The sequence below is a fragment of the Maribacter antarcticus DSM 21422 genome, from assembly GCF_000621125.1.
GTDB lineage: Bacteria > Bacteroidota > Bacteroidia > Flavobacteriales > Flavobacteriaceae > Maribacter > Maribacter antarcticus.
In genome coordinates, this window is record NZ_KK211214.1 from 382596 (window position 1) to 398358 (window position 15763).

The 15763-nt window shown below is 38.4% G+C and carries 12 protein-coding genes; 7 read left to right on the forward strand and 5 right to left on the reverse strand.

The window, feature by feature from the left end; all coding sequences use genetic code 11:
- Window positions 1–57: 57 nt before the first annotated feature.
- From Q360_RS0118130 to Q360_RS0118150, 5 genes are all read right to left on the reverse strand, one after another.
- Entirely contained in the window at window positions 58–801 is a 744-nt protein-coding gene (locus Q360_RS0118130) for a hypothetical protein (RefSeq protein WP_027078341.1), read from the reverse strand.
- Window positions 802–947: 146 nt separating this feature from the next.
- Window positions 948–4295 (reverse strand): VCBS repeat-containing protein, encoded by a 3348-nt coding sequence (locus tag Q360_RS23860; RefSeq protein ID WP_051554798.1) that lies wholly within the window; start codon window positions 4293–4295, stop codon window positions 948–950.
- Between the two features lie 125 nt (window positions 4296–4420).
- Complete coding sequence (locus Q360_RS0118140) at window positions 4421–5335, reverse strand: hypothetical protein (RefSeq protein ID WP_027078342.1); 915 nt, start codon at window positions 5333–5335, stop codon at window positions 4421–4423.
- 18 nt (window positions 5336–5353) lie between these two features.
- The gene (locus Q360_RS0118145; RefSeq protein WP_027078343.1) at window positions 5354–7063 is read right to left on the reverse strand and encodes a SusD/RagB family nutrient-binding outer membrane lipoprotein; all 1710 of its coding nucleotides are present in this window, start codon (window positions 7061–7063) and stop codon (window positions 5354–5356) included.
- A 23-nt stretch (window positions 7064–7086) separates the two neighbouring features.
- On the reverse strand, window positions 7087–10332 hold the full coding sequence (locus tag Q360_RS0118150; protein WP_027078344.1) for a SusC/RagA family TonB-linked outer membrane protein: 3246 nt from the start codon (window positions 10330–10332) through the stop codon (window positions 7087–7089).
- A gap of 403 nt (window positions 10333–10735) precedes the next feature.
- On the opposite strand from Q360_RS0118150, the gene rpsL reads away from it, so the two are divergent.
- From rpsL to rplW, 7 genes are all read left to right on the forward strand, one after another.
- Window positions 10736–11110 carry a 30S ribosomal protein S12 gene (gene rpsL, locus Q360_RS0118155; protein WP_027078345.1) on the forward strand — a complete coding sequence of 125 codons (375 nt, stop codon included), beginning with the start codon at window positions 10736–10738 and terminating at the stop codon, window positions 11108–11110.
- Between the two features lie 22 nt (window positions 11111–11132).
- A complete protein-coding gene (gene rpsG / locus Q360_RS0118160; protein WP_027078346.1) occupies window positions 11133–11609 on the forward strand; it encodes a 30S ribosomal protein S7 in 477 nt (158 codons plus the stop codon).
- A gap of 6 nt (window positions 11610–11615) precedes the next feature.
- The gene (gene fusA / locus Q360_RS0118165; protein ID WP_027078347.1) at window positions 11616–13748 is read left to right on the forward strand and encodes an elongation factor G; all 2133 of its coding nucleotides are present in this window, start codon (window positions 11616–11618) and stop codon (window positions 13746–13748) included.
- A 9-nt stretch (window positions 13749–13757) separates the two neighbouring features.
- Window positions 13758–14063: a 30S ribosomal protein S10 gene (gene rpsJ, locus Q360_RS0118170; RefSeq protein ID WP_008613600.1), complete on the forward strand. Its 306-nt coding sequence runs from the start codon at window positions 13758–13760 to the stop codon at window positions 14061–14063.
- A 145-nt stretch (window positions 14064–14208) separates the two neighbouring features.
- Entirely contained in the window at window positions 14209–14826 is a 618-nt protein-coding gene (gene rplC, locus Q360_RS0118175; protein ID WP_027078348.1) for a 50S ribosomal protein L3, read from the forward strand.
- The gene (rplD, locus tag Q360_RS0118180) at window positions 14826–15455 is read left to right on the forward strand and encodes a 50S ribosomal protein L4 (RefSeq protein ID WP_027078349.1); all 630 of its coding nucleotides are present in this window, start codon (window positions 14826–14828) and stop codon (window positions 15453–15455) included. Before rplC ends, rplD begins: the two co-directional genes overlap by 1 nt.
- An 8-nt stretch (window positions 15456–15463) precedes the next feature.
- Complete coding sequence (rplW, locus tag Q360_RS0118185) at window positions 15464–15754, forward strand: 50S ribosomal protein L23 (protein WP_027078350.1); 291 nt, start codon at window positions 15464–15466, stop codon at window positions 15752–15754.
- Window positions 15755–15763: the final 9 nt, after the last annotated feature.

A 15763-nucleotide genomic window follows, 5' to 3' on the forward strand; every position in this document is an offset into this window, starting at 1 on the left:
GTAAATAAAAAACCCGCTAGGATTACTAGCGGGTTTTTTTTATGTTATTATATTATGTTAACTTTTGGAATTGAGATAAGATATTAGTTTTTTAACATCTACTAATTCCTTAATTTTAATATCTTCCTGTTTTAAATAAGTCGCTGCACTTATTTGTACTTCTTCCGGCAATAACTTTAAAAACTTTTTAGTTTTGAATTCTATTTCATCAACCCTGCTAATTCCTTTTATTTCTAAATAATACTCCTCGTATTGTGAAAATTTTGCAGGAGTTGCTTTAACAAAAGAATTAGGAGATTTCTGCCCTTCTGTGAATTTTGCAGTATTTCTAAGATAAAGCGCATAATCACCATCTACTAATAGTGTTAGGTACCCATTTTGAGTAAGTCCCTTGCGATCAATAAAGGTGCTAAAGCGCAAAGCCTTATTATTAGTATTTACAATGGTAATATTTTTGTCACGTCCTAAAGATTTTAGGGGTTCATCCTTGAGATTAGTTTTCTTAATTTCTATTTCTTCATTATAGGAATTATAACGGAAATATACTTTTCCAGTGTTCTCCTCCTTATAATATACGGTACCTTGTTTAAATTCGTTTGAGGTATACGGAGAACCAGACAAGCCTTCCAACATATCAGCTGATTTGGATGACCTTTCGGCTATTGGTCCCATTAATGTTTCCAACTGCCCGAGGGAGTTAGCACTCCCACCAGCAGACCCGTAACTCATTATCTGTCCTGTCGCTTGCGCTTGGCTACTAAAACTTAACAAGGATAGTAAGCCAAAAATAAAATGTTTCATGTCAAATATAATTTATACGAGTGCCAATATAGGAAAATCATAAATGCGCTTCCTTATTTTAAATGTTAACATTTAATCTGGAACCTCCGATTAACAATAATTTAACTTTAGCCCAAAGATGTGTGGCTGCGACAATCGCTGTTTATTTACTTATTAATTAAAAAGGATTTTAGCTTTCCATTATTCTCCGTTGCGAAGAGCGTTGCGCTTTTAGTCGTTTTTATTATATTTAGGTCTTTAATATTACCATTGATTTTAAGACCACTTTTGCTATAAGGCATGGTTACGTAGCCATCTTTTTGGTTAGATAACATAACGATACCGGAAAACGAATCTAACCGTGGAGTTTCTACTTCTGTATTGTATATATTACCTCCAACGATAACATCTTCAAAACCGTCTTTGTTAATATCAAAAAACGAATAGGACAAATTGGGTAAAAATTGGGCCTCAACAGGAAGGTACTGTTGCTCAAATTTTCCGTTGCCTTTATTGAGTAGGAGTAAGGAGTTGAATTCGGTAACTTCTGCGTGGTAGGCATTTTTAAGATTCTCACCATAAATATCAACTAAACTAGCATTTGCATACTCGGCATACGTGCCAAATTTAGAGTTGATAAACGGCATTTGTTGAGAGGAACACTCTTTTCCCCTCACGGGCACATACTCCCCTTTATATCGTTTACTCAGAACAACATCGTTGCTACCGTTGTTGTCAAAATCGGCAGCATATATTTTAAATGGTTTCTTATCACTAGCAGTAAATTTTATGTTTCGGCCAACGTTCCCTATTAGATAATCTTTTAATCCATCATTGTTAATATCCGTTTCGCCAACCTCAAACCACCATCCCTTGTTACTTGCTTTAGAATTAGTAACGATAGAACTGGTGTTTTTGAAGGAACCGTTTTCATTTCTGAACATGCCTATGGTTGTCCATTCGCCTACGACAATAAAATCTTTCCAGCCGTCATTATCAAAATCTGTTACTTTTATAGCATTGATGATTCCAAATGACTCAAGTTCCTTGGCTTTTTCTTGGGTGATATCTACTAATTCCCCATTTCTATTCTCATATAGTGTTGATGCTTGAAATTTCGGATAATTTTTAGGTATAACTCTATTGCCAACTAACAAATCCTTGTCACCGTCATTGTCTATATCTATTGTAGCTACGGTTTTACCGTTCTTTGGAAGTGGCTGTAGCGCCGTAATATTTTTTTTCTTAAAATTCCCATCCCCATCATTGATATAAACTCGATCTAAATAGAACGTGTCGCTTTCATCATACTCGTTCCCGCCACTTACTACGTAAAGATCTAAATCTTTATCCCCATCTAAATCAAAGAAGACGGACTCCATATCTTCATGCCGCTTATCTTGTTCAAAAGCAGGTTGTTTTATTTGTTTAAACCCGTTAGCAGTAGCTAAGAATAGTTGGCTTGCAGAGTCTGCGCTACCACCAATAAACATATCATCAAGGCCATCTTGGTTCACATCACCTACGCTCATAAAGGGGCCTAAGGTAGATTGTTTGTATGGCAATAATATTTCATTTTCAAAATCGTTATAGTCATTTTCTACATGACTGTATCTGATTGGGCTTTCAATTAGTTCAGAAAAAAACGGTGCTTTGGTTGGTTGTTCGGAAGTTGGTTTTGCATCTGCAATCTCAAATACTTGTGTCGTATTTAATGGTATCCCATATCTTTCTTCTATGGTACCATTGTCCCAAGTTACCCGCAAGGTATCTATTTTGTCATGGGATCCAAGACCAAAAACCGCAGTGTTTTCTTGTGAAGAGCGGTAACCTCTTACTCTTCTGGGAACTATGAGTTGGTTCGTGCCGTTATATGCTATTTGAACTTTTGCGGATTGCTCTGAATGTGTACCTTTTAGTTCAACTTTTAAATAGTTTCCTATTTTGAGTTCGACGGCATTGTTTTTATAGAGTATTGCCGTTTCATCCATATTATTGATAACAAGATCTAAATCACCGTCGTTGTCTAGGTCGCCTAAACCAGCGCCGCTGCTGAAGGTGTAATCTGCTAGTCCCCAATCTTTAGCACTATTTTCAAAGTGTAGATTACTGGTTTGTTCAAACATAATATTAGGTAATTTCTCTGTGGGGAGGTTGTAGTATAGTTCCTTTTTAACCTCTAACGGAACAGACCTGCCATATTGTTGTTTTGCTTTTGTTACGTTTTGTTGGGAGTCGTTATCTAGTGCATAACGTCTATAGCCATTAGTAACATAAATATCCTTATCGGCATCAAGGTCAAGGTCAGATATAAGTACCGACCAGCTCCAATCGGTACGTGCGGTTTGGGTAAGTTGCGCAATGTTGTTATAGTGCCCTTCTCCAGTATTCAGTTGTAGACTATTGAACATATACTGATGTTGATACCCTAAGGTTTTCGTTAAATAATCAAAACGTTGTGTATTCATAGATGCCATTAGTGTTTTGGAACGTTTATGGTCATTGGAAGACATGTCTAGCACAAAAAGATCTTCTAAGCCGTCATTGTTTATGTCTGCAACGTCTATTCCCATTCCATAGAATGATATCTGGTTGATACGGGTTTTAACTTGGTCTTCGAAAGTACCATCCCTTTTATTAATAAATAAAGCATCTGGAATATAGTAGTCACTTGCGATATAAATATCTGGCCAACTATCATTGTTTAAGTCGCCAACTGCCAAGCCTAATCCAAATATTGGTCGCTCTAGACCAGCTTTTTTTGTAATATCTGTGAAGATTCCATTGTTATTTTCGTAGAGATGGGAAGAGTTAAAAAATTTAGATTCTTTATTCTTTGCAACGAGTTTTGCTAGTGAGGTAGGATCAACTCCATAATATTCGTTTTCGTTCATTACAATACAATCTAAATCGCCGTCCTTGTCATAATCAAAAAATGCAGATTGTGTACTAACACCCATATCCGCTAACCCATAAGCTGCTGCTTGTTCAAGGAAGGTGTTATCTTGTTGGTTGATATACAAAGCGTTTTTTCTAGAAAGACGCATGTTAGGGCCTCCTTGGGAAATGTAAATATCCATCCAGCCGTCGTTGTTAATATCAACAAACGTAATGCCATTAGACCATATCTTTCCTATGTTTATTCCTGAAGTTGCGGTAATGTCCTCAAAAACGAGATTCCCTTTATTGAGGTAAAGTCTATTTTCTACCTGATTTCCACAAAATACAATATCCAAAAGGCCATCATTATTAATATCCTCTAAGCCAACACCAGCGCCATTATAGAAATAGTCGAAGTCGAATAGGTTACTGCTTGTAGATAGGTCTTCTTTTACATGATTAGCAAAGAATAGGGTGCTGTAACTAGGGTCTATTTTGGAAAAAAGACTAGGTGTTGGATGCTGGGGTGATATAGAATCAAGTAAATATGCCTCTTCTAAATTTTCAGCGTTATCTGTTTTGCATCCTATGAATAGGAATAGTGTAAGGCCTAGTATTGATAAGGATAGTCGCATTATTTGACGTGTATGTTTTTAAAATGATAAGGATTATAAGGATTCAAAAATACGAGAACTTTTTAAAACAAAAAAAACGGCTCTTTTAAAAGAGCCGTTTTCAAAATATTCATTAGATGTCTTGTCTAAAGATTATTTGGACAAAAATTCAATACTTGACCAGTATTAGGCTCTTCACCTTCTGCAACAACAGTTCCGTTAGCAGAAGTGACAGAGTATATAACCTCTGAATCGAAATCCCCAGAAACGAAGACAATAGAAATAGTCTGTGCGCCTGTAGGTACATCAAAAGTAAATTCTTGTGTTGATGATGCATAAGGTCGCGTACCATCATCTATGTTAGCTATAGAATTAACTGCACCACCGTCTATAACAACGTCTAAACTAGCTCCGTTCCAGCTATCCCCATAGGTATCGGTTGTACTTACCGTCCATGTTCCAGCAGTAGGAACAGAAGGTGCACAAACAATATCAGCGGTATGCAAGAAACGTGCATTAAAGAATGCTCCCGTTAAGGTACCTGTATTATTGGCGAAGGAATACCTTCTTCCATCGGTCAATACCATCTCGAAACGTATAGTGAATTGGTCTCCTCCAAATATTTCGCTACCTGGTAGGTTCAACGCTGTTTGAATTGCGTCTGCAGTGGTCGAATATTGGTATCTAGGTAAGGCAAAAGGTCCTGCAGCAAATGCAGAAGCTGGAATGCTCTCTACTAAAACGTCGTCGCGATCATTGTCAGCACCAGCTTCTTCTGTGTTGTCTCTAAACCCAAAATAAACCTCTACTTCAGATAAAAGAGCACCATCTTCCTCGTCCTGTGCTTCTAAGATTACTGTAAAGTTACCTCCTGCAAGTGTACTTGTAGCTACGTTGAACAGGATTTCACTTTCTAGTATCTCTACCGTTCTAAGTACTGCACCGCGCTGTTCAGCGCCAGTAATGGCGTCGATAGGAAGATCGCTTTCTTCACAGGCCGCAAACAATAATGCAGTTCCTGCCAAAACAGTCTTGAAATGATTATATATTATTTTTTTCATTTTTTCTTGTATTTAATATTAGTTAGCAGGTGGAAAAGCTGGGCTCGCAGGATTAGTATCCCAAAAAACCTGAGTATTAAGGTCTGTCCTTTGACTTAAATTAGGATTTGTAATTACTTCGTTTTGTGGAAGTAATAACGTCCTTGGAAAAGGTCCTGGATTTGGTTCCCAGTTAGGAAGTACAGTTGTTGGGTATCCTGTTTTCCTGTAGTAGTTGTAGCTTTCTGTACCACCACCATAAAGGCTAGTGAAGTACTGCTCAGCAAAGATATTTTGCTTATCATCACCAGTGGCCGCATTAAACGCTATAACAGTATCGTCTATATACGCTGTTACTTCGGTTGCTGTAGGAGCGACAGATAAATCAGCAGAACCATCCAAAGCACCAAAGCTCTGTACTTTTGCAATTGATTTTTCTAATCCGGCTCTTAGGAATGTTGCTTTATCCGCATCAGATCCCATTTCACCTCTCCAAAAATCTACATAAGAAGCAAGGAAAATAGGTTCAATACCTGCACCTGCACCACCTAAACCTAGACCTACACCAGTAGTTAGGCCAGAGTCTGCATCAAACGCACTGCTATCAAAGAGTCCGGCTGCAGGGTACACCCCAACTGCTGTTTTTTTGAAACTATCTGGTGGGCCTCCTTCATCATTACCATGAGATCTTCCCCAATACCCATTGTTAACACTACAGAAGGTGTAATTACCATCCAAGTAATGTTGTGGTGGCACCACCAATGAACATGCTAAATCTTCCTCACTAACAGGAACTAGTACTCCGTTTACATCTAATGCACCAGGTGTACCGTTTGACTGACGATAGAAATAGTACCTGATTCTTGGGTCATTGTTCTCCAGCATCGTTTCCATTAACCAGTTAGATCTGTAACCGGCGTTAGCTCCTGAAGGTGTATAATTACCAGCATAATCCGGATGTCTTGAATCTGGCTGTAATTCACTAGTACCATATTGCAATTGAAAATCATCTTCCGTTTCGGAGATAAAATTATCTGCGGCTATGACTGTGTTAAAAGCAGAAACGTTTCCAGTATTTTTATACGAACGCAAACGTATGGTATTCACAAGCTTTACCCATTTGGTAGTATCTTCATTGTAAAAGATATCTACTGCGCCTTGTGATTCTGGTGCTGCTGACAATAATGCATCTGCTTCATCCAATAATTGGAATGCTGCAGCATATACTGCTTCACCGCTGTCTAAATTCGGTGATGGAAATTCAGTTGGCTGTCCAGCTTCGCTAAAGGCGGCTGCTCCTATAAAGTCAACCAATTGAAACAAAGAGTGTGCGTATAATGTCTTAGCCACGCCAACGTGAAAGGAGTAGTCAACATCTGTGGTAGCATCAATACCTTCCAATGCTTGTAAATTGGTTAAGATACCTACTGATACCGGATCGCCAACACCGTTGCTGTTAGAACTGTATGTTCTTCCCCAAACTCCGTTCAATTCAGTACCGGGTAAGGCATTGAAGTAGATACGACCAGTGAAGTAATCTATTCTGGTCAATTGAGCTGCAGTATTGCTAAAGGTCTGCTGATTCGTAGCATATGCCAATTGTATGCTGGTAAGCAACAAATTGGGATCTGCCTGATCAGTGGATAAGTCGTTAGGACTTACACGCTGATCTAGATCTATTGTCTCACATGAGGTGACAAAACCACCTACAAGGAGCGCTAACGTTAAATTTTTAAATATTTTTTTCATTGTATAATTCATTAACAATTTTGTTAGAAACTTGCTTTTAGTGTGATACCATATCTTCTTGCAGAAGGTCCGTTGATGAAGTCAAAACCAAATCCGTTACCTATACCTACACCTGCTACATTTGGATCAAAGTTAGCACCGTCTGGAGTATTATACGCATCGTACCAAAGGTTGAAGCCTTGCGCCGTAACGGTAAGGGCACCAAATGGAGTTTTGTCCAAATACTTAGCTGGAAAGCTATAGCTTAAGGATACTTCTTGTAAACGAATAACTGAAGCGTCATAAATACGAGTCTCAGTAGGTCCGAACAATAAGTTACTAAAGTAATACGTTGAGTTGTTTATTTGAAGGTCATTCGGTTGACCTGTGCTTTGACGGATACCAGGTAGTATATACGTGTTTAATCTATTCTCTGTTTCAGAAATAAGACCCCTACCTAATAACGTGGCAACTGTACTGGAAAGTATATCACCACCTTTAGTGTGATTCACTTGAAAATTTAAACTCCATCCTTTATATCTGATGCTATTTATAAAGTTCATGGAGTAATCTGCAACTGCATCACCAATAATGGGAACATTACCATCATTATCTTGTTCTGCTACCACATAGTTACCAGCATCATTAATAAGGAAGTTACCAGCGTCATCTCTTGCAATCGCTGTACCTACTATAGTACGTAAAGATTCTCCTTCAATTGCTGCGTTGGAACCACGGAAAAGACCCCCGCCCTCTGCAAGGGAACCTGCATATGCAATAAAATCTTGGTCTTGCTGTACAACAAGCTCTTCGTTGGTGAAAAAGTTTACACTAGAATTCCAAGAGAAGTTCTCACTTCTGATAACATCCATGCTTACTACTGCTTCAAAACCTTTGTTGCTTATTTCCCCAATGTTACTTTGCGTAAAACTAAAGCCTGTAGATGGCGCTAGTGGCTCGGTAACAATAAGATCATTTGTTCTACGATCGTAGTATGTTAAATCCAAGGACACTCTGTTCTTCCAGAATTTAGATTCGATACCTACTTCGTATTCCTCTAAAAGCTCTGGACGTAATGCAGGATTTGCTCTGAAGTTATCTACTTGATTGGTTGTCAAAGACGCACCATCATAAGGATCAACAAAACGTTGTGGATTCTGCTCTACCACGTTTACCGTAGGATAAGAGAATTGGGTATCAAAGTTTGCAGAAGTACCATAACTAGCTCTCAATTTTAAGAAGTTTAATCCGTTTTCGGATTTTAAACCATTCCAAACTGCTGTTGGCAAAAAGGATAAACTAGCTCCAGGATAGGTTTGGTTCCGATTTTCTCTAGCAAAGTTTGAAACCCAGTCAGATCTAGCGGATACCGTTAAGAACAGCATGTTGTCATAATCTAAGGTTGCTTGACCTAATAGACCAGCGATGTTTCTATTTCTAGAAAATTGGATAGGCAATTGGTTCTCAAAGTTAAAGTGTCTCTTTACACCATATACAAGCTGGCCTGTACTGGCAACACCAGAACGATCAAAGTTATCCTGTCTTGAATTTGCACCCAAGGTGAATGTCATCCCTAATTTCTCAGAAAGATCGTAGTTACCGTTTAAGGACAAGAAATGATCCCAAATCGTATTGTTGTTATCAAAGGTATCGTAGAATCCAAATATAGCATCAGAGAATCTAACACCTCCTTTATTAGAACCATTGATGTTACGTTCATTATAAAAATCTAAACCTGATCTCCATGTAACATTTAAATTATCGTTAATGGCATAATCTAGGGAAAGATTCCAATTGAACCTATTCGTCAATTGTCTGTACTGCACGTTTTTCGCTGTCCATCTTGGGTTGATAATATCGTTACCATTACGATAGTATACACTAGAACCATCAATAGGATTCTCGAAAGGTAGTCCCATAAGGTCTACACTACGAGGCGTAAAGAATACATTTCCAAATACAGAAAGACCATCGGTACCATTACCTCTACTTGATGCTACTGGAGGACTCGTAAAGTCTGTTCTGGCAAAGTTCATTGTTCCCCTAACTGTAAATTTGTTAGTTAATTTAGATACACCACCTACAGAAATTGTTGTTCTGTTAAGATCATTACCAGGAATAAAACTTTCTTCATTAAGATAACCAATATTTGCGTTGAAACTCGTGTTCCCATCTGCTGATCCACCAGAGATATTAACAGAAGTATTGGTTGCAGAACCTGGTTTAAAGAACTCACCGAAAGAATCATAAGGCTTCCAGTCATATCTAGCTCCTTGTAATTCAGGAAACGCATTACGTGTAGACGCTACAGCTGTAGATGAATATGGATGCTCCAATGTAGCATTTCCATCTATTAAAGGCTGTCTTCCGTAACCTGCTACGCCACCTTCACTAAAACTAGGACCCCAGTTACTGAAAAACCAACCAAAGTTTTGGTCAAAACCATTACCAAAAGAGTTTTGGTAATCTGGAGTAGAAGCGATTTCAATCGCATTGTACGATTGGCTAACACTAATTTCGGTCTTTTTAGGACCTCCTGTATTGGCGGCACCTGCTTTGGTCGTTATTAAGATAACGCCGTTACGACCTTGACTACCGTAAAGTGTGGCTGCTGCCAATCCTTTAAGTACTTCAACGTTTTCAATGTTGTTTGGATCTAAATCCAAAAACCTTGAAGAGCTAGGGTTTCCATCAATAAAATCTCCAGCGGCATTAGTATCATTTGCAAACGGAATACCATCTACAATAAATAAGGCTTGGTTAGTACCACTAAAGGAACTAAGACCCCTTACCGTGATATTAGTTGCCGAACCAGAAGAACCACCAGCAGATACCACTTGTACACCTGCAGCTTTACCAGATAAAACCCTAGCGACATCACCTTCTGTTCTGCCTTCAAGTTGATCCTTGCCTACAGATGTGGTGGCGTACCCTAGTGCCTTTTTCTCCCGTTTGATACCTTGAGCGGTAACAACAACCTCTTCCAAGGCTTGGGCATCTTCTTCCATTTGTACGTCAACAGTGTTACCTGCACCTACAGCTTGCCTAACATTCTTTTGTCCTATATAAGTAAAAAGAAGTGTTTGTCCCGTTTCTGCATTAATGGCATACATACCATCAAAATCAGTTTGAGTTCCATTCGTTGTTCCTTCGACAACTATATTAACTCCGGGCAAGGGAAGCCCATCCTGATCAGTAACCATCCCGGTTACTGACTTGTCCTGTGCAAAGGAAATCTGCACAACTAACGCCAAAAACAGCGTTAACAATCCATTTAATTTTGTTCTCATTTTTAATGTTATTTGAATTAGCTATTCGCAAAAGTCACAATAATGTGTTAATAAACCAAACTAATTTTAATAAAACTTTAAGTTTAAGTTATATAATGTGAAGTTACAGATGAAACAAGGACTGTATTATAAGATTAATAATGTAACATGTTGTTTTTTGTCAATTTCTAATAAATTGAAGATTTTATCATGTTAATTAAGGTGTTTTGAATAGTTTTAGTAAATTAAAACTAGCGGTTCACAAACATGCGATTTTTGGTGTTTCTTTAATTCCCTAGTCTTAGTGTTGCTGCGCGTTTGAAAAAAACTTTAAAAATAAACGAATCAGGGTTTGAAGTATTGGTATTTATTATTACATTTGCCGACCCTTAAACGAGGGGTAAATTTTACATATTTATAGAGTATGCCAACAATATCACAATTAGTACGAACAGGAAGAGCCACAATTACTAAGAAGAGTAAATCGGCTGCTTTGGATTCGTGTCCTCAAAGAAGAGGGGTTTGTACCCGGGTTTACACAACCACGCCAAAGAAACCAAATTCTGCAATGCGTAAAGTTGCAAGAGTAAGGTTAACTAACGGTAAGGAAGTAAACGCCTACATCCCAGGAGAAGGACACAACCTACAAGAGCACTCGATAGTATTAGTAAGGGGCGGAAGAGTCAAAGATTTGCCAGGAGTTAGATATCATATCGTTCGTGGAGCATTGGACACAGCAGGTGTGGCCGGTAGAACACAACGCCGATCTAAATACGGAGCAAAAAGACCTAAGAAGTAATAACACTTTTTAAAAAGAAAAGATGAGAAAAAGACAGGCAAAAAAACGACCACTTTTACCAGATCCTAGATTTAACGACCAGTTAGTAACTAGGTTTGTTAATATGATGATGTGGGATGGAAAGAAATCTGTAGCGTTTAGTGTATTTTATGATGCTATTGATATTGTCGATACCAAAAAAACAGACGAAGAAAAAACTGCTCTAGAGCTTTGGAAAGATGCATTAAGTAATGTAATGCCCCACGTTGAAGTAAGAAGTAGAAGAGTTGGTGGTGCAACATTTCAGATACCCATGCAGATAAGACCAGATAGAAAAATTTCTACGGCAATGAAATGGCTTATCAGCTACGCGAGAAAGCGTAATGAAAAGGGGATGGCACAAAAATTGGCAGGTGAGATTTTAGCAGCGTCCAAGGAAGAAGGTGCTGCTGTTAAGAAAAGAACAGATACGCACAAGATGGCTGAGGCTAACAAGGCATTTTCTCACTTTAGATTTTAATAGGAGATGGCAAGAAATTTAAAGCTTACTAGAAATATTGGGATTGCTGCGCATATTGATGCTGGTAAAACAACCACTACAGAAAGAATTTTATTTTATACAGGTGTTTCACATAAAATTGGGGAGGTCCACGATGGTGCTTCTACAATGGATTGGATGGAGCAAGAAGCTGAACGCGGTATTACTATTACTTCTGCGGCTACTACATGTGATTGGACATTTCCAAAAGAAAATGGGGAGCCTACCGCTGAGGCACAGGATTATCATTTTAATATTATAGATACTCCAGGCCACGTAGATTTCACTGTAGAGGTGAATCGTTCTTTACGCGTCCTTGATGGTTTGGTCTTTCTGTTTAGTGCGGTAGATGGTGTTGAGCCACAGTCCGAGACAAATTGGAGGTTAGCAGATAATTATAAAGTTCCTAGAATAGGTTTCGTTAATAAAATGGACCGTCAAGGATCAGATTTCTTGGGTGTTTGCGCTCAGGTTAAAGATATGTTGAAGTCCAACGCTGTGCCAATTGTTTTGAATATTGGAGATGAGGACGATTTTAAGGGTATTGTAGATTTAGTTAAGAATAGGGCTATTGTATGGCATGATGATAATTATGGTTCTACTTTTGACGTTGTAGCTATCCCTGAAGAGATGAAAGCGGAAGTGCGCAAGTACCGAGCCATGTTGATAGAGGAGGTTGCTAGTTATGACGAGGATTTGTTAGAGAAGTTCATGCAAGATGAGGATTCTATTACAGAAGAGGAAGTGCATGCTGCGTTGAGAGCTGCTGTTATGGATATGGCGATTATACCTATGGTATGTGGTTCTTCGTTTAAAAATAAAGGCGTGCAGTTTCTATTAGATGCCGTATGTCGTTATTTACCCTCTCCTTTAGATAGGGATAATATAATAGGTATAAACCCTGATACCGGTGAGGAAGAATTGCGTAAGCCAAATGTAAAAGAGCCTTTCGCAGCTTTGGCTTTTAAGATTGCTACAGACCCGTTTGTTGGTCGTTTAGCATTTTTCCGTGCATATTCTGGACGTTTGGATGCTGGTTCCTATATATTAAATAATCGTTCCGGTAAAAAAGAACGGATTTCACGTATCTATCAGATGCACTCAAATAAGCAAAATTCAATTGACTTTATTGAGGCAGGAGATATTGGAGCGGCTGTAGGGTTTAAGGATATTAAGACGGGAGATACCATGTCAGCTGAGAAACACCCTATTGTTTTAGAAAGTATGGATTTCCCTGATCCAGTAATTGGTATTGCTGTGGAACCTAAGACAAAGGTAGATGTTGATAAATTGGGTATGGCGTTAGCTAAATTAGCTGAAGAAGATCCAACGTTTCAAGTAAAAACCGATGAGGCCTCCGGTCAGACTATTATTTCCGGTATGGGCGAGCTACATTTAGAAATTATAGTGGACCGTTTAAGAAGAGAATTTAAGGTGGAGGTAAACCAAGGGGAGCCACAGGTTGAATATAAAGAGGCGTTAACTAAATCAACTGCTCACCGTGAAACATATAAGAAACAGTCTGGTGGTCGTGGTAAATTTGGGGATATTGTTTTTGAAATGAGTCCAGCAGATGTCGATTTTGAAGGCGAAGGCTTACAATTTGTAGATCAAATTAAAGGAGGACGTATACCTAAGGAATTTATACCATCAATTGAGAAGGGATTTGCTTCAGCGATGATGAATGGTCCTTTGGCAGGTTTTGAAATGGACACTATGAAGGTGGTATTGAAGGATGGTTCTTTTCATGCCGTGGATTCTGATGCATTGTCATTTGAATTGGCTGCTAAAATGGGTTACAAAGCTGCTGGTAAAGCTGCTGGTGCCGTAATTATGGAGCCAATAATGAAAATAGAAGTGATTACACCTGAGTTGAATATGGGTGATATTGTGGGTGATTTAAACCGTAGAAGGGGAACAATTACTGATATGAGTGATCGAGCCGGCGCTAAAGTGGTAAAGGGAACTGTTCCATTATCTGAAATGTTTGGATATGTTACTTCGCTTAGAACTTTGTCATCAGGTAGAGCGACATCAACAATGGAGTTTTTACATTATGCCCAAACACCTTCAAATATATCTGAAGAGGTTATTAAAAAGGCGAAAGGTATAACAGCATAAATTAAAGTAATGAGTCAGAAAATCAGAATAAAATTAAAATCTTACGATTATAACTTGGTGGATAAATCTGCTGAAAAAATTGTAAAGACGGTAAAAACGACTGGAGCCGTTGTAACGGGTCCTATACCATTGCCTACGCACAAGAAGATATTTACGGTATTGCGTTCACCGCACGTAAACAAAAAGTCTCGGGAGCAGTTTCAGTTGAGTTCATATAAGAGATTATTGGATATTTACAGTTCATCTTCAAAAACTATTGACGCTCTTATGAAATTAGAGTTGCCTAGTGGTGTTGAAGTCGAGATAAAGGTTTAAGTTTGCAATCCTTTTATAATAGAAGAGGTAATACATGTCCCGAGCCGCGTGCGAGGGAAAAACGGATAAAAATAATTTAGGGTTAAATTATTTTGACCCTATTTTTATGGATTAAGTTTAAATAGTAATAATTAATATAAATAATATGTCTGGGTTAATAGGAAAAAAAGTAGGCATGACCAGTATTTTTGACGAGAATGGGAAGAATATTCCATGCACCGTTATTCAAGCTGGACCATGTGTGGTTACCCAAGTCAGAACCGAAGAGGTTGATGGGTACAATGCCCTTCAATTGGGTTTCGATGACAAGGCAGAAAAGCGTGCTAATAAGGCTGAAATCGGTCACTTTAAAAAAGCAGGTGCTTCTCCCAAGAAAAAAGTCGTTGAATTTCAAGGTTTTGATGGTGATTACAAATTAGGAGACACCGTTGGTGTTGATGTTTTTGTAGAAGGAGAATTTGTTGATGTCGTAGGTACGTCAAAAGGAAAAGGCTTCCAGGGGGTCGTAAAACGCCATGGTTTTGCTGGTGTAGGGCAGGCAACTCACGGCCAGCATAATAGGTTAAGAGCTCCAGGTTCTATTGGTGCTGCATCCTATCCTGCAAGAGTTTTCAAGGGTATGAAAATGGCCGGTAGAATGGGAACCGATAGGGTAACAGTTCAAAACCTGAAGGTCTTGAAAGTAGTTCCGGAAAAGAATCTTGTTGTTGTTAAAGGTTGTGTTCCTGGTCATAAAAACGCTTATGTAACTATTGAGAAGTAATGAAAGTAGCAGTTTTAGATATTAAAGGAAAAGACACGGGGAGAAAGGCAGACCTTTCTGATCAGGTGTTCGGTATAGAGCCTAATAACCATGCGGTTTATTTAGACGTAAAGCAGTATTTAGCACATCAAAGGCAAGGTACTCACAAATCTAAGGAACGTGCTGAAATAGCGGGTAGTACCAGAAAGATTAAAAAACAAAAAGGTACTGGTACTGCGAGAGCAGGTAGTATTAAGTCTCCAATATTTAGAGGAGGTGGACGTATTTTTGGACCAAGACCCAAAGATTATACGCAAAAATTGAATAAAAATTTAAAGCGTTTAGCTAGAAAGTCTGCCTTGACCCTGAAGTCACAGGAGAAGGCAATTTTAGTAGTTGAAGACTTTGATTTTGATGCACCAAAAACAAAAGATTTTGTACAGGTTTTAAAGTCCTTAGGCTTAGAACACAAAAAGTCTTTATTTGTGTTGGGCGATTCAAATAAAGGTGTATATTTGTCATCTCGTAATTTCACCCACTCACACGTTATAACTAGCTCAGAATTAAGCACTTATAAGATATTAAATGCGAATAGTATTGTGCTGTTAGAGGGTGCTCTAGAGGGAATAGAATTGAATTTAAATAAATAAGTAAAGCCATGAGTGTTTTAATCAAGCCTATTATAACGGAGAAAATGACTGCCGACAGCGAATTAAATAATCGTTATGGTTTCATTGTTGATCCTAGGGCCAACAAAATTCAGATTAAAGATGCTGTTGAAGCAACTTATGGTGTATCGGTTAAGAAGGTGCGTACAATGAACTACGGACCATCACGGAAATCCAGATATACAAAAACTGGTGTTCAACACGGAAAGACAAATGCGATTAAAAAGGCTGTTGTTGATGTTGTTGAAGGTGATATAATCGATTTTTACAGTAATCTATAAAGACAAGAA

Bases quoted from the DNA above. Each gene is read 5' to 3' on its own strand.
- rpsL (WP_027078345.1), top strand. From the start codon at position 10,736: ATGCCAACAATATCACAATTAGTACGAACAGGAAGAGCCACAATTACT.
- Q360_RS0118150 (WP_027078344.1), bottom strand. From the start codon at position 10,332: ATGAGAACAAAATTAAATGGATTGTTAACGCTGTTTTTGGCGTTAGTT.
- rplC (WP_027078348.1), top strand. From the start codon at position 14,209: ATGTCTGGGTTAATAGGAAAAAAAGTAGGCATGACCAGTATTTTTGAC.
- rplD (WP_027078349.1), top strand. From the start codon at position 14,826: ATGAAAGTAGCAGTTTTAGATATTAAAGGAAAAGACACGGGGAGAAAG.
- fusA (WP_027078347.1), top strand. From the start codon at position 11,616: ATGGCAAGAAATTTAAAGCTTACTAGAAATATTGGGATTGCTGCGCAT.
- rplW (WP_027078350.1), top strand. From the start codon at position 15,464: ATGAGTGTTTTAATCAAGCCTATTATAACGGAGAAAATGACTGCCGAC.
- Q360_RS0118140 (WP_027078342.1), bottom strand. From the start codon at position 5,335: ATGAAAAAAATAATATATAATCATTTCAAGACTGTTTTGGCAGGAACT.
- Q360_RS23860 (WP_051554798.1), bottom strand. From the start codon at position 4,295: ATGCGACTATCCTTATCAATACTAGGCCTTACACTATTCCTATTCATA.
- Q360_RS0118130 (WP_027078341.1), bottom strand. From the start codon at position 801: ATGAAACATTTTATTTTTGGCTTACTATCCTTGTTAAGTTTTAGTAGC.
- Q360_RS0118145 (WP_027078343.1), bottom strand. From the start codon at position 7,063: ATGAAAAAAATATTTAAAAATTTAACGTTAGCGCTCCTTGTAGGTGGT.
- rpsJ (WP_008613600.1), top strand. From the start codon at position 13,758: ATGAGTCAGAAAATCAGAATAAAATTAAAATCTTACGATTATAACTTG.
- rpsG (WP_027078346.1), top strand. From the start codon at position 11,133: ATGAGAAAAAGACAGGCAAAAAAACGACCACTTTTACCAGATCCTAGA.